Here is a 22,806-nt window from a genome sequence, read left to right as displayed (position 1 = left end):
GGCCTCTGACCCTCCGGCACGTCGGCCGTTACGCGCCCGCCCTGCGGGCGCGTTCGGCCAGCCGGAGCATGCGCGCGCGGGCCGACTCCAGTTCCTCGGCGTCGTCGGCCGCGGGGCCCTCCCCGGCGGCGAGTTCCGTCCACAGGCCGAGGAGTTCGGTCCCCAGGTTCAGCCCCTGGAGCGGGTCGCGCACCGCCCGCCAGGCCGTCGCCGCGCTCTGGACGTTGCCGTACGCCGCCTCCGCGTCCCCGGACCGCCGGCCGATGCGGGCCAGGTCGAGGGAGACGTGGAAGGCGCGCAGCGGATCGCCCGCCAGATAGGCGATGTACGCCGTGAGTTCGCGCAGCCGGAGCACTTCGGGGTGCTCCGGGCCCAGCGTCCCGGACGCCTCCGTCGCGGTGCGCTCCGCGAGGGCGGCCGCGACGTCCGTCCGGCCCGCCCGGACGGCCTCGTTGATCTGCGCCATCGGCTCCCCGAGGAGCGCGGGAGCCGCGCCGACGCCGTGCAGGGTGCGGGGGTCGTCCCCGAGGACCGCCTCCGCGACGGCGTCGAAACCGCGCGCGGGCGTGGGCTTGAAGTCCGGCTCGGGCTCGGAGACCAGTCCGTCGGGGAAGAACGGGGTGGGAGCGGCCGCGAGGGTGGCGGCGGAGGCGGAGGACGTCGCGGGTGCGGCGTCCGGCACGGGCAGCGGGAGCGGCGTCGGGGCGGAGACGGGGGGCGGCGGAGCCGTGACCTGTGTCGAAGTCGGAGTCGGGGCGGGGGCCGGGGTGAGGGGGGCTCCGGAAGTCGTGTCGGGGTGCGGCAGCGCGTCCATGGGCGGGGGCGGGCCGAACACGCCGGTGGGTGCGGTCACCGTGCCGAGCGAGGGGACGTCGTCCTCGACGTCCGGTTCCGGCGCGGGTGAGCCGGCCGGCCCGGGGACCGCCTCCGGCTCGGGCACCGCGCGCAGGGGGAACGTCGGCGTCGCGTCCCGCACCGGCTCGGACACCTGACGCAGGAGGTGCGTCGGCTCGTCGCGACGGAACGGGGACGACGGGGACGCCTGGGACGACAAGGGCGGCGAGGACAGCCCGGGCGGCTGCGTCGGCCCGGACGACTGGTTCTGCTGCGCCTGCTGGGGCTGGGGGCTGTCCTGGGGCTGCGGGCTGCGCTGCGCCTGCCGTGCTTGCTGAGCCTGCTGGGACGGCCGCTGGTGTTCGTCGGAGACCGCGACCGCTTCCGGGGACCCGGCCGGCGTCGAGGCCGTAGGCGCGGCATGGCCCGCGGCCAGGGACGAGAGCGTGGACGAGGGCGAGGGGGCGGAGGCGGGGGCGGGCGAGTGCGTGGTCGAGGGGGTGGAGGGGGGCGCCGCCGGTGTGCGCAGGGGTTCCGCGGTGAAGTGGCTGGAGCCGTCGCATTCCACGCGCAGGGGGACGACGTAGCCGATGCGTTCGTCGCGGACTGAGGCGAGGACCGGATGTCCGGTGGCGAGGGCGATGCGGTGGAGGTGGCCCAGAACGGCGCGCTGGATCTCCTCGCCGTCGACCGCCACGACGGGTACACCGCCTATGGTCGCCGTCCCGCCCCCGCGGACATGGACGTCGAGCGGCGCGACCACGGCGGCCGCGGGGCCGGCGTGCTTCTGTTCGCGCTTCTTCTCACGGCTGAGTCGAGACATCGGTTCCTCACTCGGATGCGTCGTCACGATCCGGTCGTCCAGTTTCGTGTACGCGTACACGTACTGTTGAGTTTCTCCGAGCGCCCCCGGTACTCACGTCACCGCGACGTCACAGCCTCGTTCCAGGAACCCACGTCCCGCCGCCCGGGACTCTCCGTGGACCGCCGGGATCAGGGGCGTCCCGGAGGGACGGCGACGACTGGGAGGGGCACCGGGATGGGGACGACGGACGGGTTGCGCGGACCGGAGATCTGGCTCCGCGGACCGGTCACCGTACCGGATCCGGCGTCGGCGGCGGCGCCGGCGCCGCCGCCGTCCGGCTCGTCGGTGACGCCCCGGCGCTTCTCGTGGGTCGCCACGCACGGCGGAGCCGGCACGTCCACGCTCGCCGCGGTCTACGGCGGCCATGACAGCGGCCGCGGGTGGCCCGGCGCCGGCGATCCGCCGTCCGTGCTGCTGGTCGCCCGCACCCATGCGGCCGGGCTGGAGTCCGTCCTGCGGACCCTTGAGGTCTTCCGGCGCGGCGAGGCCCCGGCGGGGCTCGACCTGGACTCCGTCGTGCTCGTGGCGGACGCGCCGGGACGGCTGCCCAGGCCGCTCGCGCAGCGGGTGCGCGCGATCGAGGACGTCATCGACGTGTACCGGGTCCCGTGGGTGACCGAGTGGCGCCTCGGCGACCTGGGCGGAAACCCGCCGCGGGAGACGGCCCCGCTGGCCCGGCTCACCGGAGCCCCGGGCGGGAGCCCGCGCTGACGGCCGGGCCCCCGGGCCGGGACCGGAGCGGAGCCCGGGGCGCGAACGGAGCCGGGAACGGAGGCCGGGGCGGGAACGAAGGCCGGGGCGGGAGCGGGACCGGACTGCGGGCGTGGCCTCCGGCCGTGGACATCGCGGCGGAGGTGCGTGCGGGGCGGCTGCGGGCGGTGGACGTCGTCGACGAGGCACTCGCGCGAATCACCCGAACGGACCCCTTCCTGTGCGCCTTCGCGCAGGTGTGGGAGGAGCGGGCGCGGACGTGGGCGCGCGAGGTCGACCTGCGGGTCGCCGCGGGCGAACGGCTGCCGCTGGCCGGTGTGCCGATCGGCGTGAAAGGGCGTCACGGGCTGCGCGCGGCGCGGCTGTTGACGGCCGCCGGCTGTGTGCCCGTGGGGGCCACCTCGGTGCCGGGACCCGGCACCCCCTGGCAGACCTGGGGACTCGGCGCGCACGGCCGTACCGTGAACCCCTGGCGTGCCGACCGCACTCCGGGCGGCTCCTCGGCCGGCTCGGCCGCGGCGGTGGCCGCCGGCCTGGTCCCCATGGCGACCGGAACCGACGGGGCCGGGTCCGTGCGCATCCCTGCCGCGTGGTGCGGCGTGCTCGGCCTGAAGACCACGAACGGACGACCGCCGCCCCCGGCCCGCGACGGACGGCCGACGCCCCCGGCCCGCGACGGACGGCCGACGCCCCCGGACCGCGACGGGCGGCCGACGCCCCAGACCCGCGACCGACCACCGGCGTCCCCGGACGGCAACGGACGACCGGCGTCCCCGCACCCGAACCCCCTGCCGACGTCCTGGGATCGGCCGGGCCCGGGACCGGGCCCGAGCCCGCCGACGCCCGCGGACCGTACGGGACTGGCCGCGGCCGGTGTGCTGGTGCGCCACGCGGTGGACGCCCAGGCGTACTGGCAGGCCGTGGCCCCGAGAGATCCACCAGGTCTCCTGGAGCGGTCGGAGCGATCGGAGCGGTCGGAGCGCGGTCGCGCGGGGCCGCCCACCGCCGTCTTCTCCCCCGGCCTCGGTTTCGCCGACCCCGATCCCGAGCCGCTCGCCCTCGCCCGTGCCGCCGCCGTACGGCTCGCCGACGCCGGGGCGGTGAGGCTGCTCCCGGTCTCCGGGGCTCCCCTGCGGCTGGAGGACCCGGCCCCTGCCTGGCTGGCGCTGCGCACGCCGGGCGCGGACCTCCGTGCGGCCGACCGCATCCGGGAGGCGAACGACCGTCTGCTGGCCGGGTTCTTCGCCGGCGCGGACCTGCTGCTGATGCCCACGACCCCGAACCCGGCACACGGCCACGAGGGGCCGGGCGACCGGTTCTCGACGGCGCTCACCTGGGCGTTCAACCTGAGCGGGCATCCGGCGATCAGTCTCCCTGCGGGGTTCGGCACGGACGGCTGCCCGGTGGGCCTGCAGATCGTCGCCGCGCGGAACGCGGAGACGTCGCTGCTGGCCGTCGCCCGAGCCGCGGAGACGTCCTGAGCCGGGCCTGCCCGGCCACCCACCCTCGGCCTGGCCACCCACTCTGGGACCGGCCGCCCACCCTCGACCCGGCCACCCACCCTCGGCCCAACCGCCCACCCTGGGCCGGAGCCACGCACTGGGCCGGGACCACGCACTGGGCCGGGACTCGGAAACTACTTGCGCACACATATAATGCAGGCGCATAGTAACGTCGTACGCTCACCACTTGGGGGATCGAAGATGACGCGTCGCAGTTTCCTGTTCGTCCTGGGCAGCAGCCGTTCGGACGGCAACACCGAGACACTGGCCCGGGAGGCCGCCGAGCAGCTGCCCTCCGACGTCGGACAGCGGTGGATCAGCCTGGCGGAGCACCCCGTGCCCGACTTCGTGGATTCACGGCACGACAGTGACCGGGTCCGCCCGACGGAGGGCAACACAGCGCTCCTGCTCGACGCCACCCTGGCCGCGACCGACATCGTGATCGCGTCCCCGCTGTACTGGTACTCGGTGTCCACCCAGACCAAGCGCTACCTGGACCACTGGGCGGGCTGGCTGCGCACCCCCGGCCTGGACTTCAAGGCGACCATGGCCGGGCGCACCCTGTGGGGCGTCACCGTGCTCGCCGACGACCAGCCCCAGGTGGCCGACCCGCTGGTCGGCACGCTCCGCAACTCCGCCGCCTACCTGGGGATGCGCTTCGGCGGCGTGCTGCTCGGCAACGGCAGCAAGCCCGGGGACGTCCGGTCGGACACGGAGGCCCTGGCCAACGCGAAGACGTTCTTCGCCCGCGAGGCCCTCCCGGCCCGCTTCCCGCACGAGGCGGCGACCGCTACGTCGTGACGTCCTTCGCCGTGAAGCGCGCCCAGGCCGCCGAGCCGAAGACGGCCGCGTACAGAGCCTGGAGACCGAGGTTCTTCTGCAGGTCGTCCCAGTAGACGGGCTCGCGCATGAGGTCGGCGAAGGACAGCCAGTAGTGCGAGAAGAAGTACGGCTGCAGGGCGTGCAGCTGAGGGATCTGGTCGAGGATCTGGATCGTGATCAGCAGGCCGACGGCCGTCGCCATCGCCGCGATGCCGCTCCCGGTGAGCGTGGAGACGAACAGTCCCAGCGCCGCGACGCCGGTCAGCGACGCGGCGACGACCAGGGCGATCAGCAGCGCCCGCAGCAGACCGTCCGCGAAGCCGATCCGGGTGCCGGAGATCGTCGTCAGGTCGCCCAGCGGGAAGAGCAGCGCCCCCACGGTGAGCGCCGAGAGCGCGACCACGAGGGTGGCCGCCGCGCAGAAGGTCATGACGGTCGCGAACTTGGCCAGCAGCAGGCGGGTGCGGCCGGAGGGGGCGACCAGGAGGTAGCGCAGGGTGCCGGCGTTCGCCTCACCGGCGATCGCGTCGCCCGCGACGACGCCGACGGCCATCGGCAGGAAGAACGGCAGGGTCACGGCCAGCGCGGTGAAGACCAGGAACAGGCCGTTGTTGGTGACCTGCGAGATGAACGCGGGGCCCGCGCCGCCGCCGCGCCCGGCGGACGATCCGTCGTCCGTCTCGATCTTCACGGCGATCCCGACCAGGATCGGCACGGCCGCCAGCACGCCCAGCAGGGCGAGCGTGCGCCAGCGCCGGAAGGTCGTCAGCAGTTCGCTGCGCACGATCCCGAAGGTCCATGCCCAGGCCCAGGGATTCCGGCCCGCCTGGGCGGACGGGGACGACGGAACGGACGAGGACGAGGACGAAGCGGGCGAGGAAGGCGAGGAGGGCGAGGAGGGCGGAGCGCCGCTCCCCGTGGCCCCGGGCGGCGACGGGACCGGGTTCCGGTCGTCCGCCGTTCCTGCTTCAGCCCGCGACATCGAACCCCTCCCCCGTGAGAGCCACGAACGCGTCCTCCAGGGAGGCGCGTTCGACGGCGAAGCCGCGCACGCGCACGCCCGCCGTCACCAGCGCACTGTTCAGATCCGCGAGGTCGCGGCCGGCGGGCGGGGCCTCGGCGCTGACACCGTCCTCCGCGGCGACGACGTCGACGAGGCCCTGTTCCTTCAGCACACGGGCCGCGTCCGCGGGATCCGGCGTCGTCACGACCAGCCGGTCTCTCGCGCCCGCCGCGAGATCCGCCACCGGGCCCTGCACGATCAGCCGGCCCTGGGCCATCACGGCCGCGTGCGTGCACACCTGCTCGATCTCGTCGAGCAGGTGCGAGGAGAGGAAGACGGTCGTGCCCTCGGCGGCCAGCTCTCTCACCAGGGAGCGGATCTCCCGCATGCCCTGCGGGTCCAGGCCGTTGGTCGGCTCGTCGAGGACGAGCAGGCGGCGGGGCCGGAGCAGGGCGGCGGCGAGGCCCAGCCGCTGTTTCATGCCGAGCGAGTAGGCCTTCGCCTTCTTCCCGGCGGCGGCCGTCAGGCCCACCCGCTCCAGCGCGGTCGTGACCCTCGCCCTCCGGGTGCGCGGGTCGGCGGTCGGGTCGGCGGCGTCGTAACGGAGCAGGTTGTCGCGGCCGGAGAGGAAGCCGTACAGGGCGGGACCCTCGATGAGCGCGCCGACGTGCGGCAGTACGGCGCGCGCGGCCCGCGGCATGGGGTGTCCCAGGACGCGGGCCGAGCCCGCCGTGGGCTCGATGAGCCCCATCAGCATGCGGATGGTGGTGGTCTTGCCGGAGCCGTTGGGGCCGAGGAAGCCGAAGACGCTGCCCGCCGGGACGGTCAGGTCGAGACCGTCGACGGCGAGCTGGCCGCCGCGGTAGCGCTTGGTGAGGGCACGGGTGCGGATGACGGCGCCGTCGTCCGCCGACTCCCCGGCCGACTCCCGCGCGCGCTCGCCCGTCGGCTCCCCCGCCGGCTCCGTCACCCTCGCCCCTCTCCTCACGCACTGACTCCGTCGGTCCCGGCGATCCCCGGACGGACCCCGGCAATCCCCGGCGACCACCCGGCGACCCCGGCCGGCGTCACTTCCCGGCGTCGGCCGCCTTCACGAGCGCGTCCTTGGTGACCGCGCCGGCGTAGACCTTGCCGTCGTCCGTGATCAGGGCGTTGACCAGGCGGGTGGAGAAGACCGTGCCGGAGCCGAAGTCGCCGCTCACCTTGTCGCCGAGGGAGCCCAGGAACCCGCCGAGGTCGCCGCCCGCGGCGGAGCCCGAGGGCACGCCCTCGCCGCCCGTGTCGAAGGCCGCGACGGACGTCCAGCCCTCGCCGATGACCTTCATGCCCTCGGAACCGGCTCCACCGCCGAGGCCCTGGCCGAACCCGCCCAACCCGCCGAAGCCGTCGAAGCCGTCGTGCCCGGGAGCGGGTTCGGCTCCCCGGCCGCCCTTGCGGCTGCCGTCGTGGCCCTCGCCGGCCGTGTCGCCCTCGGTGACCTTCGCGCCCTTGGGGGCGGTGAAGTCGAAGGTGGACGCGGCGGGCTTCGCGAAGTGCACCTGGGTGAAGCCCGCGTCCACGACGGCGGCGCCGCCGCTCGCCGGGGTCAGCGTGAACTTCAGCGGCAGGCCCGTCTCCGCGTCCACGGCGACGCTGATCGCGCCCACGGTGGAGCCGGACTGCTTCGGCTTGACGAGCAGCTTGTACGCGTCGCGGCCGGCGACCTGGACCGTGCCGTCGACGGTCACGGAGGTCGTGTCGTCGACCGCCTCGAGGGCGTCCTCGGTGAGGTCCTTCGGCGTGGCCGGGACCGGGGTCCGCGCCTTGCCAGGGGCCTCGCCCGGCTCCTTGCCCGCGCTCTCGTCGACGGTGGAGTGGTAGACCTCGTTGGACGCGCTGTCGTACCCCCACACGTTCTTGCCGTTATGGATGACGCTGTACTCGGCGGCCCGCTCCAGCAGCGAGACCTTCTGACGGTCCGGGCCGTCGGCCGCGACGCGCAGGGTGTGCGTGCCGGACGCCAGCTCGGTGAGCTTGGCCTGGGGGTCGGCGGACGAGCCGTCGCCGCCCTGCGCCGCTCCGGAGAGCAGCCCGCTCTCCAGCCCGCCGAGGTCGGGCAGCCCGAGGTCGGTGGTGATCTTCACCGTTCCGGACAGCTGCTGCACGTCCGAGGCGGCGATCTTGTCGAGGAGCTGCTGCGCGGTGATCTTCGGCAGGTCGGGGTCGCCGGAGTCGGCGAGTGCCGGGACGAGCCCGATCGTCGCCGCCGCGACACCGATCACGGTGACCGGAACGACGTACCGTGCGGCCTTGCGGCGTCGGAGGCGCAGGTCGTCGGCCTCCCCGCCGGTCGCCTCCCCGCCGGTCATGGTGGCGTCGGATTCCTTCGGTGCCATGTGTGCCTTACCTCCGTCGTCGGCGGCGGCTGGTCGTCTCGCGCTGCGTTCCCCGCCCCAAGCCGCCATTCTCACCCGAATCGGTGAGGAGTGGTGTTTTCGGTAGTCCCCATCTGACCAAATCAGCCGACGACAAGCGTCAACCCGAGGGCTCAACTCCACATACGCCTGCGGTATGACACGACCCTGACGTGAGGGCGACGGCCCGTAGGGGTGTGGGGGTGTGGGGGTCTGGGGGTCTGGGGCTGTGGAGAGCGGGCACCCCGGACGGGACGGGAGGAAGAGCGGACGGCGGGAGAGGAAGCGGGGGCGGCGGGGAGCCAGGGGGAGAGGGGGCGGCGGGGGCGGCGGAGCAGGCGGGGTCAGCCCGCCCGGTGGACCACCGCGTCGCAGAGTTCCATCAGGGCGGCCTTGGCGTCGCACTCCCGCAGCGGCGCCAGCGCGGCGCGCGCGTCCTTGGCGTACCGCACGGTGTCCCGGCGGGCCTGCTCCAGGGCCGGGTGGGCCCGGAGCGCGCCGAGGGCCTCGTCGAGGCGGGCGTCGTCGCTGAGGTCGGAGTCCAGCAGCTCGCACAGCGCGATGTCCTCGGGCAGCGCCAGCCGCGCCGCGCGCTCACGCAGCCGCAGCACCGGCAGCGTGGGCACGCCCTCGCGCAGGTCCGTGCCGGGCGTCTTGCCCGACTCGCGCGAGTCGGACGCGATGTCCAGGACGTCGTCCGCGAGCTGGAACGCGACGCCCAGCCGCTCGCCGTACTGCGTCAGGACGTCGACGACCGTCTCGTCGGCGCCCGACATCATCGCCCCGAACCGGCAGGCCACCGCCACCAGCGAGCCCGTCTTGCCGCCGAGGACGTCGAGGTAGTGATCGACCGGATCCCGGCCGTCCGTCGGACCGGCCGTCTCCAGGATCTGGCCGGTGACCAGCCGCTCGAACGCCTCCGCCTGCACCCGCACCGCCTCCGGGCCGAGGTCGGCCAGGATGTGGGAGGCGCGGGCGAAGAGGAAGTCGCCCGTGAGGACGGCGACGGAGTTCCCCCAGCGGGCGTTGGCGCTGGGCACCCCGCGCCGCACGGCGGCCTCGTCCATCACGTCGTCGTGGTACAGGGTGGCCAGGTGGGTCAGCTCCACCACCACGGCCGACGGCACGACACCCGGCGCGTGCTTGTCCCCGAACTGCGACGCGAGCACCACGAGCAGCGGCCGGAACCGCTTCCCGCCCGCCCGCACGAGGTGCTGTGCCGCCTCCGTGATGAAGGGGACCTCACTCTTGGTGGCCTCGAGCAAGCCTTCCTCGACAGCCGCCAATCCGGCCTGGACATCGGCTTCCAGAGCCTGGTCCCGCACGCTCAGCCCGAACGGCCCGACGACGGTCACGAGGGGTCTCCTGTCTGCTGGTGTCCACTGGCGATTACGCGGTTTGTCGATAGGTCGCTGCCACCACTCAAGTCAGCGTATCCGGTCACGTTTCGATCACCGATAGCCCCCACGTCCCCCGGGCTCGAATGGGCTCGCCCGGGAACCGTCTCCGTCGGGCGGGGCGGCACCGGATTCCACCCGCCGAGTTCCTGATCAGCTCGTACGGTCGGACACCCGCCGGAACACCCATCGGATTGCCCCGGCGCCGCGAATCATGCGGCCGCACGCGGCCACCCCCGGCCACAGACCCGCACAAGCCCGACCACAGACCCGCACACGCCGGACCACACACCCGAACACTCCGGGCCGCAGATCCGCACACACCGGACGCCGGACCCGCACAGGCCGGGTCGCAGATCCCCACCCGCGGACGTCGGACCCGCACCCGCCGGACGACGAACCCGCACACACCCGCCCCGCCGGACGCTCACGCAGGAGCACGGTCCCGCACGCGCGCGCAGGCCCCAGTGCGGGCTCACGCTCCTCACGCGGACCCACACTCCCGCACCTCCCGCCGGACCCGACCCGCACCGATCCACCCCACCCCACCCCGCCCGGCGTGACGACTGTCACGCGCCCCCCTCCGTGACCGTCGCCCACTCCCCGCCCCCGGCGGGACGGTGCCGCCTCCCCGAAAGGGCGGAGCGCCCTTCCGAGGAAGGGCGGAGCGGCTCCCCCCGAGGGACGGCGCGGCGCGACGTGGCGCGACATGGCGGACGACAACTCATCGACATTCGTTTGACGACGAGTTGGGGCTAATGCCCGTTTCGCCGCCCTTGTGGACCCAGGTGAGTTGGCTCACTCCCCGAGACCGGTCACCCCTCGCCCGTCCTTCACCGATTCTCCGCACGCCTCAAGCAAGTTGACCCTTTGCACCCACAAAGGATCAAGCACCCCATAGACCACAGACCAAGGTCAATAGGGGTGATCTGTGAATCCGGTACTTGTTCCGGACATGTGCTCTCGCATACGTTCCCGGCCTGTCGGGCGGACGCCTAATCCTGCCGCCGCCCATGACACCCATCGAGAACGCACGGCAGGAGCGGGGGAACCAGGTAAGTCGCCGCAACGGATGTTCCTGACGTCCCGGATGTTTTCCGGACGTTTCGGGCAGCCCGTCGTGGCTCGGGGTGAAGTCGCGACCGTCAGGACGCGACCGGGCAGCTCCCCGCCCGAACCCGACAGCTCACCTCGCAGGCGCTGGAGAGGAAAACCGTCATGCCCGCTGCTGCTCACCGCCGCACCCGCACCGCCCGCCTCGCCCGCAAGCTCGCCGTCGCCGGCACCGGAGTCGCCGTGCTGGCACTCCCGCTGATCGGCGCCACCACCGCCTCCGCCGCGACCCCGACCGTCGCGACCGCCACCAGCCTGGGGTACTCCAACAACCTCGACGGGTGGATCCGCGCCTCGCTGCACGTCATGTCGCAGCACGGCATCCCGGGGACGTACAACGGCATCTACCGCAACGTCATCCGCGAGTCGTCCGGCAACCCCTACGCCATCAACCTGTGGGACTCCAACGCGGCCGCGGGCATTCCCTCCAAGGGACTGCTCCAGGTCATCGACCCGACCTTCCGCGCCTACCACGTCGACGGCACGTCCTGGGACTCCTACGACCCGGTCGCGAACATCACCGCCGCCTGCAACTACGCGGCCGCCCGCTACGGCTCCATCGACAACGTCTTCAGCGCGTACTGACAGCCGGCCCCCGGCACTCGGCTCCCGGCACTCGGCCCCCGGCGCGTTCGCGCGTGACACATGACGCCTGACACCTGACGTCCGGCGCGTGAACAACGCATCGAGCGCCGGGCGCACCGCCCGTGCCGAGCGCGCGGGGCCCGGCTCAGGGAAACAGTCTTTCGAGGACGACGGCCACGCCGTCGTCCTCGTTCGACGTCGTGACCTCGTCGGCCATCGCCTTGAGTTCCGGGTGCGCGTTGGCCATCGCGACACCGCGCGCCGCCCAGTCGAACATCGGGATGTCGTTGGGCATGTCCCCGAAGGCGACGGTGTCCTCGGGCCGCAGCCCCAGGTGTTCGGCGGCCAGCGCCAGCCCGGTCGCCTTGGTGACCCCGCAGGGCTGGAGTTCCACCGTGCCCGGCCCCGACATGGTGACCGTGGCGAGCGAGCCGACCACCGAGCGGGCCGTCGCCGCCAACTCGTCGTCGGACAGGAACGGGTGGCGCAGCAGCACCTTGCTGATCGGCTCGCACCACAGGTCGTCGCGGCGGGCGACGCGCAGAGCGGGCAGCGTGGGGTGCGGCATCCGGTAGCCCGGCTCGATGAGCGTCAGCCCGTCGACGCCGTCCTGGTCGACGGCCGCGTACAGCTGCCCGACCTCCGCCTCGATCTTGCCGAGCGCCGTCTCGGCCAGCTCCCGGTCCAGGGTGACCGACCACAGCAGACGGTCCGCGCCGGCGTCGTACAGCTGCGCGCCCTGTCCGCACACCGCGAGCCCCCTGCTGTGCAGACGGTCGAGCAGCGGCCGCACGCGGGGCGCGGGACGTCCCGTCACCACCAGGTGGCGTGCACCGGCGGCCGCCACCCGCGCGAGCGCGTCGAGGGACCGGTCGGAGAAGGTGTCGTCGCCGCGGAGCAGCGTTCCGTCCAGGTCGGTGGCGATGAGGGAGTACGCGGTGCGCGCGGCATATGCGGTGGGTGCGGCCATGATCAGAGAATACGGACCCCGCACCGCCCTGGTTCGACGGGAACCGAACAGCGACCGGGTCCGGTCCGGTTCTGCCAACTCCCCTTCGGCGACTGACCGTCGGTGGTTGACGACCGGCTCGAAGAAGCGCCTTCCGGCACCCGCCCGGCCGGGGCGTCGCGTGGTCCGCCGCGCCCGCAGCGCCTCCCCCACCTCCCCCGCCACCGCCGGCGCGTCCGTCCGGGCCGCCTCGACGGGCCCGCCCCCGTGCCGCTTCCCCGAGGTCGGCCGTAACGTGTGGCCCGGCTCGGCGCACCCGCGGCATCCGCGCGGAATCGGCGGGCTCACCTGGCGAGCACCACAGAGCGCACGAACACGAAAGAGAGGCAGTACCCGATGCCCCCCTTCGACCTTGCCGAGGGCGATCCCTTCGGTCCGCACAACCTGCCGTACGGCGTCTTCTCGCTGCCGGGCTCCACCGAGCGGACCGTCGGCGTCCGCCTCGGCGACCACGTCCTCGACGCGGGTGCGGCGGCCCGCGCGCTCGGCTCGTCCCACGCCGCGCTGCTCGCGGCGCCGACCCTCAACCCGCTGATGGCGGCGGGCCGTCCGGTCTGGACGCAGGTGCGTCGCGAGCTGACGGAGTGGGTGACGAGCCCGGCGCACCGAGCCACCGTCGAACCGCTCTTCCGGCCCCTGTCCGCCGTGACACTGCACCTCCCCTTCCAGGTCGCCGACTACGTCGACTTCTACTCCTCCGAGCACCACGCCCGTAACGTCGGCGCGATCTTCCGCCCGGACACCGCCGACACGCTGCTGCCCAACTGGAAGCACCTGCCGATCGGTTACCACGGACGGTCCGGCACGGTCGTCGTCTCCGGCACGGACGTCGTACGGCCCTCGGGCCAGCGCAAGGCCCCCTCCGACCCGGCCCCCGTCTTCGGCCCCTCCGTGCGGCTCGACATCGAGGCCGAGGTCGGATTCGTGGTCGGGACGCCCTCGCCGCAGGGCAGCCCGGTCGCCATGAGCGACTTCCGGGAGCACGTGTTCGGCCTGTGCCTGCTCAACGACTGGTCGGCCCGTGACCTCCAGGCATGGGAGTACGTCCCGCTCGGCCCGTTCCTGGCCAAGTCGTTCGCCACCTCCGTCTCGGCGTGGATCACCCCGCTGGAGGCGCTGGACGCCGCGCGAGTGGCTCCCCCGGCGCGCACCCACGCCCTCCTGCCCTACCTGGACGACGCGGCCGCCGAGCCCGCCGGCTACGACCTGCGGATCTCCGTCGCGCTGAACGGTCACACCATCTCCGAGCCGCCCTTCGCCACCATGTACTGGACGGCCGCCCAGCAGCTCGCCCACCTCACCGTCAACGGCGCCTCCCTGCGCACCGGCGACCTGTACGGCTCGGGCACGGTCAGCGGCCCGGAGCCGGACCAGCGCGGTTCTCTCCTGGAGATGACCTGGAACGGCCGCGACCCGCTCGAACTCCCCGACGGCAAGAGGACGTTCCTGGAGGACGGCGACATCGTGACCCTCTCCGCCCAGGCCCCCGGCCCGGACGGCACCCCGGTGGGCCTGGGCGAGGTGAGCGGACGAGTGACCGCCGGATAGACCCCAGGCCCCGGGTAGGCAGTCACGCAGGTAGCGCCCAACCGGCCGCAGCCTCTCCCGGCCCCCGTCCGGGGCCGGCTTCGAACCGGAGCGCCTTCGTGGGCTGACTCGCGGGGGTGTCCGCCGTCATACTGGCGGCGGGCACGGTCCTCGGGCCGGGCCCGCCGCCCGTGGCGGAACCGCGCGCGTGAGCGAGCGGTACGCCCCGCGCGACCGGCACGCCCCCTTCCCGACCAGGATCCGGAGCCCGTGGCATGACTGTCTGCCTGCTCCTGCTGAGCGTCGTCGCGCTGACGGCCGCCGTGCCGGTCCCGCGTGCGCTCACCCGCTCCGCCTGGCCCGAGCGGGAGCCGGTGGTGGGGCTGTGGGTGTGGCAGTGCCTGGTCGCCACCGTCCTGCTGTGCTGTCTGACCGCCCTGGTGCTGGGCGCGGCGGCCGTCTTCCACACCGTCCGCGTGCGGGTCTTCGCGCCGGCGCCGCCGTCGGTCACCGAGGCCTACGACCTGTCGGCCTCCCCACCGTGGGCGGCGACCCTCACCCTGCTGCTGGCCTGCGGGGCCGCCTGGACGACCGCGATGCTGGCCCGCGAGCTGTTCGAGGCGCGGCGGCGACGCGGCCGGGAGAGGGCGCTGCTGCGGGAGCGCGCCCCCGACCTGCCCGCCGGTCTGCCGTCGGCCCGCGGCCCGCTCCTCGTCCTGGAGGACGAGTATCCCGACGCCTGGTGGATGCCCGGCAGTCCGGCCCAGCTGATCGTCACGACCGGCGCTCTGCACCGCCTCACCTCCCACCAGCTGGACGCCGTCCTCACCCATGAGCGCGGCCATGCCCGCGCCCACCACGACTGGCTGCTCCACCTGTCCACCGCCCTCGCCACCGGCTTCCCCCGCATCCCGCTCTTCGCCCACTTCTGCGACCAGACCCACCGCCTGGTCGAACTCGCCGCCGACGACACGGCCTCCCGCCGCTGCGGTCACCTGACCACGGCGCTGGCCCTGATCGAGCTGAACCAGCACCGGGGCGTGTTGTCCTGCGCGTCCAGCCGCCGTCTCCTCGGGGAGCGCGTCGACCGCCTCCTCCAGCCACCTCCGCGCCTGCTGCGCAGACAGCGCGCGCTGACGACCACGGCGGCCGCACTGGTGCCCCTGCTGCCCCTACTGATCACGTTCGTCCCCGGCCTGGCCGCACTGACCTGAGCCGCCCCGCCGGGCCGCGTCCACCCGATCCGGCCCGCCCATCCGCCCGCTCGCCCGCACCGTCATGAGCTGGCGTTTCTCGCCCTGCGGCCAGGCGTTCCAGCAGGTCAGCGCGGTTTCTGACGGAGTCGCAGGTGGCGCAACACTCTGGCAACACCCCTTTCCCTACCTTCTCGCTATGGTTCGAGCCATGCCATCCAGCGACCGTGTCCGAGAGCACGCCGGCCAGGGCGCGACCACCGTCGCCGCCCACCGTGCGCGCCGCCGGCTGCGCGCTGACCAGGCCCGTCAACTGGCCGACATCCTGCGCCGCCAGCTGCTCACCGGCGGCTTCCCGGCGGGCACGCTCCCCCACGAGTCGACGCTCGCCGCCGACTACCGCGCCTCCCGCAACACCGTCCGCCAGGCACTCGACCTGCTGCGTGCGGAAGGCCTGGTGGAACGGCTGCCCGGCGTCGGCACAGTGGTCGTGGCGCAGAAGTTCCCGCACGGCCTGGATCGCCTGATGGGCCTCGCGGAGACCCTGCACGAGCACGGGCACGTCACCAACGAGATCCGCACGATGGGCCCCGTCGCCGCGCCCGCCCCGGTGGCCGAACGCCTCCGTGTCCGGCCCGGCGCCGACGTCCTCTACATCGAACGCCTGCGCCGGCTGGGCGGCGTCCCCCTCTCCCTCGACCTCACCTACGTCCCGCTCGACATCGGCGTCGATCTGCTGGGCGCCGATCTCGAGAACACCGACGTCTTCCGGCTTCTGGAGGCCCCCACCGGGCGGCGACTCGGCCACGCCGAGATCACTCTGGAGGCCGTGAACGCGGACGCCCACTCCGCCGCCGTCCTGGAGGCGCCGCGCGGGTCGGCCGTCCTGATGCTCGAACGCCTCACCCACCTCGCCGACGGACGCCCGGTGGATCTGGAGTTCATCCGCTTCCGCGGCGACCGCATCTCGATGAGCGGTCGGCTGCACCGCTCGCTGTGACCTTCCATCCCCGCCCGCCTTCCGTCAGCCGTCCGCCCTGCTTCCCGCTCTCATCCCTTCATCGTTCGGCGAGGCCCCATCGGTTCGCCGCCGCACGGTTTTTCTCAGAATTCCCCGGGACCTTTTCGGAGACAGCCATGACCCTGGCACCCCAGCGGGCCGACGTGCCCGTGACCATCGACGAGTCGAAGTGCATCGACGGCTGCACCCTCTGCGTGGACATGTGCCCGCTGGACTCCCTCGCCATCGACGAGAGCAACGGCAAGGCCTACATGCACGTCGACGAATGCTGGTACTGCGGCCCGTGCGCGGCCCGCTGTCCCACCGGAGCCGTCACGGTCAACATGCCCTACCTGCTCCGGTGAAAGGCCCGAACCCCGATGAAACCCCGAACGACCGCCGCGTCCGCCGCCGCCCTCCTCCTGCTCCCGCTCACCGGATGCGGCAGCGCCCAGGCCGGTGACGGCTCCACGGTCACCGTCACCGTCGGCTACCAGTCCAAGACCATCAACACGGTCACGGCGGGCACCCTCCTGCGGTCCCTCGGCTACTTCGAGAAGCAGCTGAACGCCCTCGGCGACGGAAAGAGCTACAAGGTCGACTGGCAGGACTACGCCACCGGCGCCCCCATCACCGCCCAGATGACCGCGGGGAAGATCGACATCGGCTCGATGGGCGACTTCCCGCTCCTCATCAACGCGGCCCGCGGCAGACAGCTCGGCAAGCCCACGCGCCTGGTGTCGGTCACCGGCTACAACCTGCGCGGCGGCCTCAACACCATCGTCACCGCGCCCGGCTCCCCACTCGCCTCGATCGACGACCTCAAGGGCAGGAAGGTCTCCACGAGCGTCGGCTCCGCCGCCGACGGCACCCTGGTCCGCGCCCTTCAGCGCGCCGGCATCGACCCCGACGAGGGCGTCGAGAAACTCAACCAGCAGCCCGCCGTCGGCGCGTCTGCCCTCTCCGCGGGCAGCGCCGACGCGCTCTCGCAGTTCGTCGCCTGGCCCGGGCTGCTCGCCTACCAGGGCAAGGCGAAAGCCCTCTACGACGGTGCCCAGCTCGATCTGCCCACCTTCCACGGCGTCACCGCCCGCGAGGACTTCGCGAAGAACCGCCCGGCCGTGCTGGAGGCGTTCCTCAAGGCCCAGGAGCAGGCCACGACCTACCTGAACGCACACCCGGTGGCGGCCGCCGAGAGCGTCGCGAAGGCCACCGGCCTGCCCGCCGAGGTCGTCTACCTCTACAACGGCGCCCACGGCATCGCCACCTTCGACCCGGCCGTCAGGCCCGGGCTCGTCTTGGCGCTCAAGGAGGACGTGTCGATCCTGAAGGCGGCGAAGCTGACCGGCGACGTCGACGTCGACTCCTTCGTCGACGACCGCTACGTCAAGAAGGCCCTCGGCCCGTCCTACGCCCGCCGGCTCGCCGCCGGGCCGGCGCCCGCCGCGAGCGAGGTGTGGCCCAAGGGCGCCACGCGGACCCGTTCCTTCGCGACGCCGGGCGCGCTGCTGGCCTACGTCGCCCGGCACAAGGACGGCGTCCGCGCCGCGTACGTCCCCGACGCCACCACCGGCACCCTGTGGTTCGCCGACAAGGCCGTCTGGGTCGCCGACGGCGCGACGCTCCTGCCGTTCGTCGCCCCGGCGACCGCCCGGGCCTACGTCGACGCCCACGCCGGCTCCCGGGTCGTCCCGTACGCCGACGCGCTGGGGCGGGCCTCGTGACCCGGTATGCGCTGCGGGCGGCGTCGGTCGCGGCCGCCCTCGGCCTGTGGCAGCTGCTGACCAGCCTGAACGTCGACCTGTGGCTGCGCTTCTCGCAGTTCCCCACGGTCGCGGACGTGGCCCGCACCTTCGCCGACCGCCTGGCCGGCGACGACTACTGGACCGACCTCACCGACAGCCTCACCCGCATCGTCACCGGCTTCCTCCTCGCCGCCGTCGTGGGCGTCGCCACGGGCGTGCTCGTGGCGCGCTCGCGGCTCGCCGAGGACCTGCTCGGGCCGGTCCTCGAAGTCGTCCGCCCCATCCCCGCCATCGCCCTGGTGCCCGTCGCGATCCTGCTCTTCCCCTCCAACGAGCAGGGCATCGTCTTCATCACCTTCACCGCCGCGTTCTTCCCCGTCATGGTCTCCACCCGGCACGCGGTCCGCGCCCTCGCCCCCGGCTGGGAGGAGGCGGTGCGCACCATGGGCGGCGGCCGGTGGCGGATCCTCGCCTCGGTCGTGCTGCCGGGCGCGCTGCCGGGCATCTTCGGCGGCCTCTCGGTCGGCCTCGGCGTCTCGTGGATCTGTGTGATCTCCGCCGAGATGATCTCCGGCCAGTACGGCGTCGGCTACCGCACCTGGCAGGACTACACCGTCGTCGACTACCCGGGCGTGTTCGTCGGCATGGCCACGATCGGCGTGCTCGGCTGGGCGACCTCCACGGCCGTGGAACTCCTCGGCCGCCGCCTGACCCGCTGGCTGCCCCGCACGTCCTACGTCCCCGCGGGCCGGCCCCGGACGGCGGGCCTTCGCACGGCCGCGGCAGTGCGAAGGCCTCCGGAACCGGCCGCCTCCGCCGCCGGCACCGGAACCGAGCCCGAGGGGGCGCGCGATGAGCACCTCGTCTGAGACCCGCGACACGACCGGCGCGCCCGGCGGCACAACCCACGCCGACGGCACTGCCCACACCCACGCCCACGGCACAGCAGACCCGACCGGCCCGAACGACGCCAGCGGCCCGAACGGCGCCACGGGCACGGTCGACCTGACCGGCGGCTCCACCGACTCCAACGGCTCCACCGGCACGACCGACCTGACCGGCACAGCCGACCGGTCCAACCCGGCCAACCCGTCCAAGCCATCCGACCCGTCCGGCACGGCCGGTACAGCCGACCCGTCCGGCACGGCCGGTACAGCCGTCGGCGCCGTCACCGCCGTCGGGGCGAACCCCGGTCGGGCCTCGGGTGGGAACACCGTGACGACCGTGCTGGGCGACACCGGCGCCACCGCCCCCGGCGCCACCGACCCGCCCGTGCGCGAGAGCACCGGGTCCGCCGTGCGCGGCACCCGGCTCACCCTGCGGGCGGCCACCCTCGGCCGTCCCGACGCCGCCGCCCTGGCCGACGTCGACCTCGACGTCCCACCCGGCGAGATCCTCACCGTCGTCGGCCCGTCCGGCTGCGGCAAGTCGACGCTGCTGCGCACCCTGGCCGGACTGCTGCCCGTGCTGGCCGGCGCCGTGGAGCAGGACGGCCTGCCGATCGCCGGGCCCGCCGCGGACCGTGCGCTCGTCTTCCAGGAGGACGCCCTCCTGCCCTGGCGCACCCTGCTGGCCAACGTCGAACTCCCCCTCGCCATCCAGGGCACGCCCCGCGCGACGCGCCGCAAGCAGGCCGCCGACTGGCTCACCCGAGTCGGACTCGCCGACCGCGCACGGCAGTTGCCGCACCGCGTCTCCGGAGGCCAGCGCCAGCGCGCGCAACTGGCCCGGGCGCTCGCCGCGGGCCCGCGCGCCGTCCTCATGGACGAACCCTTCGGCGCCCTCGACGCCCAGACCCGCGCCGGCATGCAGGACCTGCTGGTGGAGGTGCTGCGCGGCACGGGCGCGACCGTCGTCTTCGTCACCCACGACGTGGACGAGGCCCTGTTCCTCGGCGACCGCGTGGCACTCCTCGGCGCGGGCCGTCTCGTCGCCGTACGGGACGTGCCGCGCCCCCGCGATCGCGCCGCCCACGACGACCCCGCGCGCGTGGCCCTGCGGCGGGCCGTCCTGACCTCGCTGAACACCTGAAAGGCACCCCGGTGGACACCCCCGTGCAGATCCCCGCACTCGACGACGCCGAGGAGCTGACCTGTGACGTCCTCGTCATCGGCGGCGGCACCGCCGGCACCATGGCGGCCCTCACCGCCGCCGAGCGCGGCGCCGACGTCCTGCTCCTGGAGAAGGCGCACGTGCGCCACTCCGGGGCGCTCGCGATGGGCATGGACGGCGTCAACAACGCGGTCGTCCCCGGCCGCGCCGAGCCCGACGACTACGTCGCCGAGATCACCCGCGCCAACGACGGCATCGTCGACCAGGCGACCGTCCGCCAGACCGCGACCCGTGGCTTCGCCATGGTGCAGCGGCTGGAGTCGTACGGCGTGAAGTTCGAGAAGGACGAACACGGCGACTACGCGGTCCGCCAGGTCCACCGATCCGGCTCGTACGTGCTGCCGATGCCGGAGGGCAAGGACGTCAAGAAGGTCCTGTACCGGCAGTTGCGGCGGCGCGAGATGCGGGAGCGGATCCGCATCGAGAACCGGGTGATGCCGGTGCGGGTGCTGACCTCCCCCCAGGACGGACGCGCCATCGGCGCCGTCGGCTTCAACACCCGCACCGGACGGTTCGTCACCGTCCGCGCGGGCGGCGTCGTCCTCGCGACGGGCGCCTGCGGCCGCCTCGGCCTGCCCGCCTCCGGCTACCTCTACGGCACGTACGAGAACCCCACCAACGCGGGCGACGGCTACGCCATGGCCTATCACGCCGGCGCCGAGCTGACCGGCATCGAGTGCTTCCAGATCAACCCGCTGATCAAGGACTACAACGGTCCCGCCTGCGCCTACGTCGCCAACCCGTTCGGCGGCTACCAGGTCAACCGGCACGGCGAACGCTTCGTCGACTCCGACTACTGGTCGGGGCAGATGATGGCCGAATTCGCCGCGGAGGTCGCCAGCGACCGCGGCCCCGTCTACCTGAAGCTCAGCCATCTGCCCGAGGAGTCGCTCTCCGCCCTGGAGACGATCCTGCACTCCACCGAGCGGCCCACCCGCGGAACCTTCCACTCCGGTCGCGGTCACGACTACCGCACCCACGACATCGAGATGCACATCTCGGAGATCGGCCTGTGCGGCGGCCACTCGGCCTCCGGCGTACGGGTGGACGAGCACGCCCGCACGACCGTCCCCCGCCTGTACGCGGCCGGCGACCTGGCCTGCGTCCCGCACAACTACATGATCGGCGCGTTCGTCTTCGGCGACCTCGCGGGCGCGGACGCGGCCCAGTACACGGCGTACGACGGTGAGCTGCCCGCCGACCAGCTGCGCGAGGCGCACGAGCTGATCTACCGCCCGCTGCGCAACCCCGACGGCCCGCCGCAGCCCCAGGTCGAGTACAAGCTGCGCCGCTTCGTGAACGACTACGTCGCCCCGCCGAAGTCGGGCGCGCGGCTGTCGCTGGCCCTGGAGTCCTTCGAGCGCATGCGGGACGACATCGCCGAGATGGGCGCGCGCACCCCGCACGAGCTGATGCGCTGCGCCGAGGTCTCCTTCATCCGCGACTGCGCGGAGATGGCCGCGCGCGCCTCCCTGGCCCGCACCGAGTCCCGCTGGGGCCTCTACCACGAACGCCTCGACCACCCCAGCCGCGACGACGAGTCCTGGTTCCACCACCTCGATCTGCACAAGTCCCCCTCCGGCGCTATGGAGTTCACGGCCAGACCCGTGGCTCCCTATCTGGTTCCGGTCGATGAGTTCAGCCCTGTCGGCGGCCCCTCACGCCGCCTTGGCGAGGTCCACTCCGAGGACGTGGCCACGGCCGGTTCACGGGACGTGGCCCCCGTCGCCGCCGGCCCCGAGTCCCTCCCCGATGCGGCCGCCTCGGCGGCGAACGGCGCTTCGGCGTCCGGCCCCGGTCCCGACGACCCGGAGTCGTCCTCGTCCCTCCACTCCTCCGCCCTCCACTCCTCCTCCCGTCTCCTCGAACTCGTGGCCCTCGCCGAGGAGGAACCCGACCTCGACGCCCTGCTCCCCTACCTGACCGATCCGGCGCCCGCCGTCCGGCGTGAGGCGGTCGCCGTCCTCACCGAGACCGTGCCGCCGGGCACCGGCCCCGCGCTCGCCCGGGCGCTGCGCGACCCCGCCGCGGAGGTACGGGCCACCGCAGCGGCCTCGCTCCGGGAACTCGTCGAGACCCTGCCGCCCGAGCCGGCCCTGCGCGACGGGCTCACCGCCGCGCTGACCGAGTCCGACCCGGTGGTCCGCGCCGCGGCCCTGGACGTACTGCGTGCCCTGCGTCTCGGCGACGCCGCCCTCTTCGCCGACGCCCTCACCGACGCCGACATCGCCGTCCGCATCGAGGCCGTCCGCGCCCTCCTCTCCGTCGACGCCGCCGACGAACTGGCGCGGGCGGCCACCGCCGACCCGTCCCGCGAGGTCCGCGTCGTCATGGCCAAGTCCCTGGCCACGGTGGCCGCCGGCCGCCTCAACGACACCCTCGCGGTCGAAGCCACGGGGGCGGGCACCGCTGCGGGCGTAGACGCCGAACCGGTAGCCGGCACCGGCCTCGCTGCCGCGCCCGACGCCGTGCACACGGCTCTCGTCACCCTCGTCGACGACCCCGATGCCCTGGTCCGGGCCGCCGCCTACGGCGCGCTGGGCGCCACCGGCTGCCCGGAACCGCTCGCCGTCCGGGCCGTGGCCGCGCTGTCTGACCCGGCGTGGCAGGTGCGGGCGGGCGCCGCCACCGCACTGTCCGTGACCCACCCCGATACGGCCGTCCCCGTGCTGGCCAAAGCGCTGGCCGACCCGAACGCCGACGTCCGCAAGGCCGCCGTCCTGGCCCTGACCCGTCACCGCGACACGGAGGCCGCCCGGGCCGCCCTGGCCACGGCCACGACGGACGCCGACGCGGACGTCAGGGCCTACGCCACCCGGGCCCTGTAGACCGACCCGGCCGGACCCGTCCGGCCGGACCCGCCCGGTCGGATCCGGCCGGACGGTCGGGATGCGCCTGGACGGTTGGACCGCCTGGACCGATGGCTCGGTCCGCCCTGGCGCTCGGCGCTCGGCACTCCGGCCGGTCGACTCGGCGCGCCCGACCGAACGGTCGG

The 22,806-nt window shown here is 73.8% G+C and carries 18 protein-coding genes and 1 riboswitch; of the genes, 12 read left to right on the top strand and 6 right to left on the bottom strand.

Features of this window, described 5'->3' with window-relative positions:
* Positions 1-28: 28 nt before the first annotated feature.
* On the bottom strand, positions 29-1,657 hold the full coding sequence (locus tag OG802_RS20870; RefSeq protein ID WP_329412610.1) for a tetratricopeptide repeat protein: 1,629 nt from the start codon (positions 1,655-1,657) through the stop codon (positions 29-31).
* Positions 1,658-1,873: 216 nt separating this feature from the next.
* Here OG802_RS20870 and OG802_RS20865 point away from each other — a divergent pair, with 216 nt between their 5' ends.
* The 3 genes from OG802_RS20865 to OG802_RS20855 all read left to right on the top strand — a co-directional run bounded on the left by OG802_RS20865 (position 1,874) and on the right by OG802_RS20855 (position 4,713).
* Positions 1,874-2,410, top strand: coding sequence for a hypothetical protein (locus tag OG802_RS20865; RefSeq protein ID WP_329412608.1), 537 nt, complete (start codon positions 1,874-1,876; stop codon positions 2,408-2,410).
* 125 nt (positions 2,411-2,535) lie between these two features.
* The gene (locus OG802_RS20860; RefSeq protein ID WP_329412605.1) at positions 2,536-3,891 is read left to right on the top strand and encodes an amidase; all 1,356 of its coding nucleotides are present in this window, start codon (positions 2,536-2,538) and stop codon (positions 3,889-3,891) included.
* Positions 3,892-4,113: 222 nt separating this feature from the next.
* Positions 4,114-4,713 (top strand): flavodoxin family protein, encoded by a 600-nt coding sequence (locus tag OG802_RS20855; RefSeq protein ID WP_329412603.1) that lies wholly within the window; start codon positions 4,114-4,116, stop codon positions 4,711-4,713.
* Here the strand turns inward: OG802_RS20855 and OG802_RS20850 are convergent.
* The 4 genes from OG802_RS20850 to OG802_RS20835 all read right to left on the bottom strand — a co-directional run bounded on the left by OG802_RS20850 (position 4,703) and on the right by OG802_RS20835 (position 9,485).
* Positions 4,703-5,716 (bottom strand): ABC transporter permease, encoded by a 1,014-nt coding sequence (locus OG802_RS20850; RefSeq protein WP_329412602.1) that lies wholly within the window; start codon positions 5,714-5,716, stop codon positions 4,703-4,705. The genes OG802_RS20855 and OG802_RS20850 overlap by 11 nt on opposite strands.
* Positions 5,703-6,629 (bottom strand): ABC transporter ATP-binding protein, encoded by a 927-nt coding sequence (locus OG802_RS20845; RefSeq protein ID WP_329417247.1) that lies wholly within the window; start codon positions 6,627-6,629, stop codon positions 5,703-5,705. Before OG802_RS20845 ends, OG802_RS20850 begins: the two co-directional genes overlap by 14 nt.
* A 175-nt stretch (positions 6,630-6,804) precedes the next feature.
* Positions 6,805-8,112 (bottom strand): LolA family protein, encoded by a 1,308-nt coding sequence (locus OG802_RS20840; protein ID WP_329412600.1) that lies wholly within the window; start codon positions 8,110-8,112, stop codon positions 6,805-6,807.
* Between the two features lie 362 nt (positions 8,113-8,474).
* A complete protein-coding gene (locus OG802_RS20835; protein ID WP_329412599.1) occupies positions 8,475-9,485 on the bottom strand; it encodes a polyprenyl synthetase family protein in 1,011 nt (336 codons plus the stop codon).
* Between the two features lie 1,040 nt (positions 9,486-10,525).
* Positions 10,526-10,742: riboswitch (cyclic di-AMP (ydaO/yuaA leader) on the top strand.
* Between the two features lie 3 nt (positions 10,743-10,745).
* On the opposite strand from OG802_RS20835, the gene OG802_RS20830 reads away from it, so the two are divergent.
* Positions 10,746-11,225, top strand: coding sequence for a transglycosylase SLT domain-containing protein (locus tag OG802_RS20830; protein ID WP_329412598.1), 480 nt, complete (start codon positions 10,746-10,748; stop codon positions 11,223-11,225).
* Positions 11,226-11,370: 145 nt separating this feature from the next.
* Here the strand turns inward: OG802_RS20830 and OG802_RS20825 are convergent, their stop codons facing one another.
* The gene (locus tag OG802_RS20825) at positions 11,371-12,195 is read right to left on the bottom strand and encodes an HAD family hydrolase (RefSeq protein WP_329412597.1); all 825 of its coding nucleotides are present in this window, start codon (positions 12,193-12,195) and stop codon (positions 11,371-11,373) included.
* A 375-nt stretch (positions 12,196-12,570) separates the two neighbouring features.
* On the opposite strand from OG802_RS20825, the gene fahA reads away from it, so the two are divergent.
* From fahA to OG802_RS20785, 8 genes are all read left to right on the top strand, one after another.
* Entirely contained in the window at positions 12,571-13,782 is a 1,212-nt protein-coding gene (gene fahA, locus OG802_RS20820; protein ID WP_329412595.1) for a fumarylacetoacetase, read from the top strand.
* Positions 13,783-14,036: 254 nt separating this feature from the next.
* Positions 14,037-14,975 (top strand): M56 family metallopeptidase, encoded by a 939-nt coding sequence (locus OG802_RS20815; RefSeq protein WP_329412594.1) that lies wholly within the window; start codon positions 14,037-14,039, stop codon positions 14,973-14,975.
* A gap of 190 nt (positions 14,976-15,165) precedes the next feature.
* A complete protein-coding gene (locus OG802_RS20810) occupies positions 15,166-15,954 on the top strand; it encodes a GntR family transcriptional regulator (RefSeq protein ID WP_329412592.1) in 789 nt (262 codons plus the stop codon).
* Positions 15,955-16,091: 137 nt separating this feature from the next.
* Positions 16,092-16,319, top strand: coding sequence for a 4Fe-4S dicluster domain-containing protein (locus OG802_RS20805; protein ID WP_020130156.1), 228 nt, complete (start codon positions 16,092-16,094; stop codon positions 16,317-16,319).
* 15 nt (positions 16,320-16,334) lie between these two features.
* Entirely contained in the window at positions 16,335-17,678 is a 1,344-nt protein-coding gene (locus OG802_RS20800) for an ABC transporter substrate-binding protein (protein WP_329412589.1), read from the top strand.
* Positions 17,675-18,568: an ABC transporter permease gene (locus OG802_RS20795; protein WP_329412586.1), complete on the top strand. Its 894-nt coding sequence runs from the start codon at positions 17,675-17,677 to the stop codon at positions 18,566-18,568. Before OG802_RS20800 ends, OG802_RS20795 begins: the two co-directional genes overlap by 4 nt.
* A 403-nt stretch (positions 18,569-18,971) precedes the next feature.
* A complete protein-coding gene (locus tag OG802_RS20790) occupies positions 18,972-19,730 on the top strand; it encodes an ABC transporter ATP-binding protein (RefSeq protein ID WP_329417245.1) in 759 nt (252 codons plus the stop codon).
* 11 nt (positions 19,731-19,741) lie between these two features.
* Positions 19,742-22,639: a fumarate reductase/succinate dehydrogenase flavoprotein subunit gene (locus OG802_RS20785; protein WP_443055288.1), complete on the top strand. Its 2,898-nt coding sequence runs from the start codon at positions 19,742-19,744 to the stop codon at positions 22,637-22,639.
* The last annotated feature ends 167 nt before the right edge of the window (positions 22,640-22,806 follow it).

Origin of the sequence: Streptomyces sp. NBC_00704 (assembly GCF_036226605.1) — a bacterium.
Classification (GTDB): Bacteria; Actinomycetota; Actinomycetes; order Streptomycetales; family Streptomycetaceae; genus Streptomyces.
The sequence above is the reverse complement of the archived record's forward strand: the minus strand, read 5'-3'. Positions and strand labels throughout refer to the sequence as shown.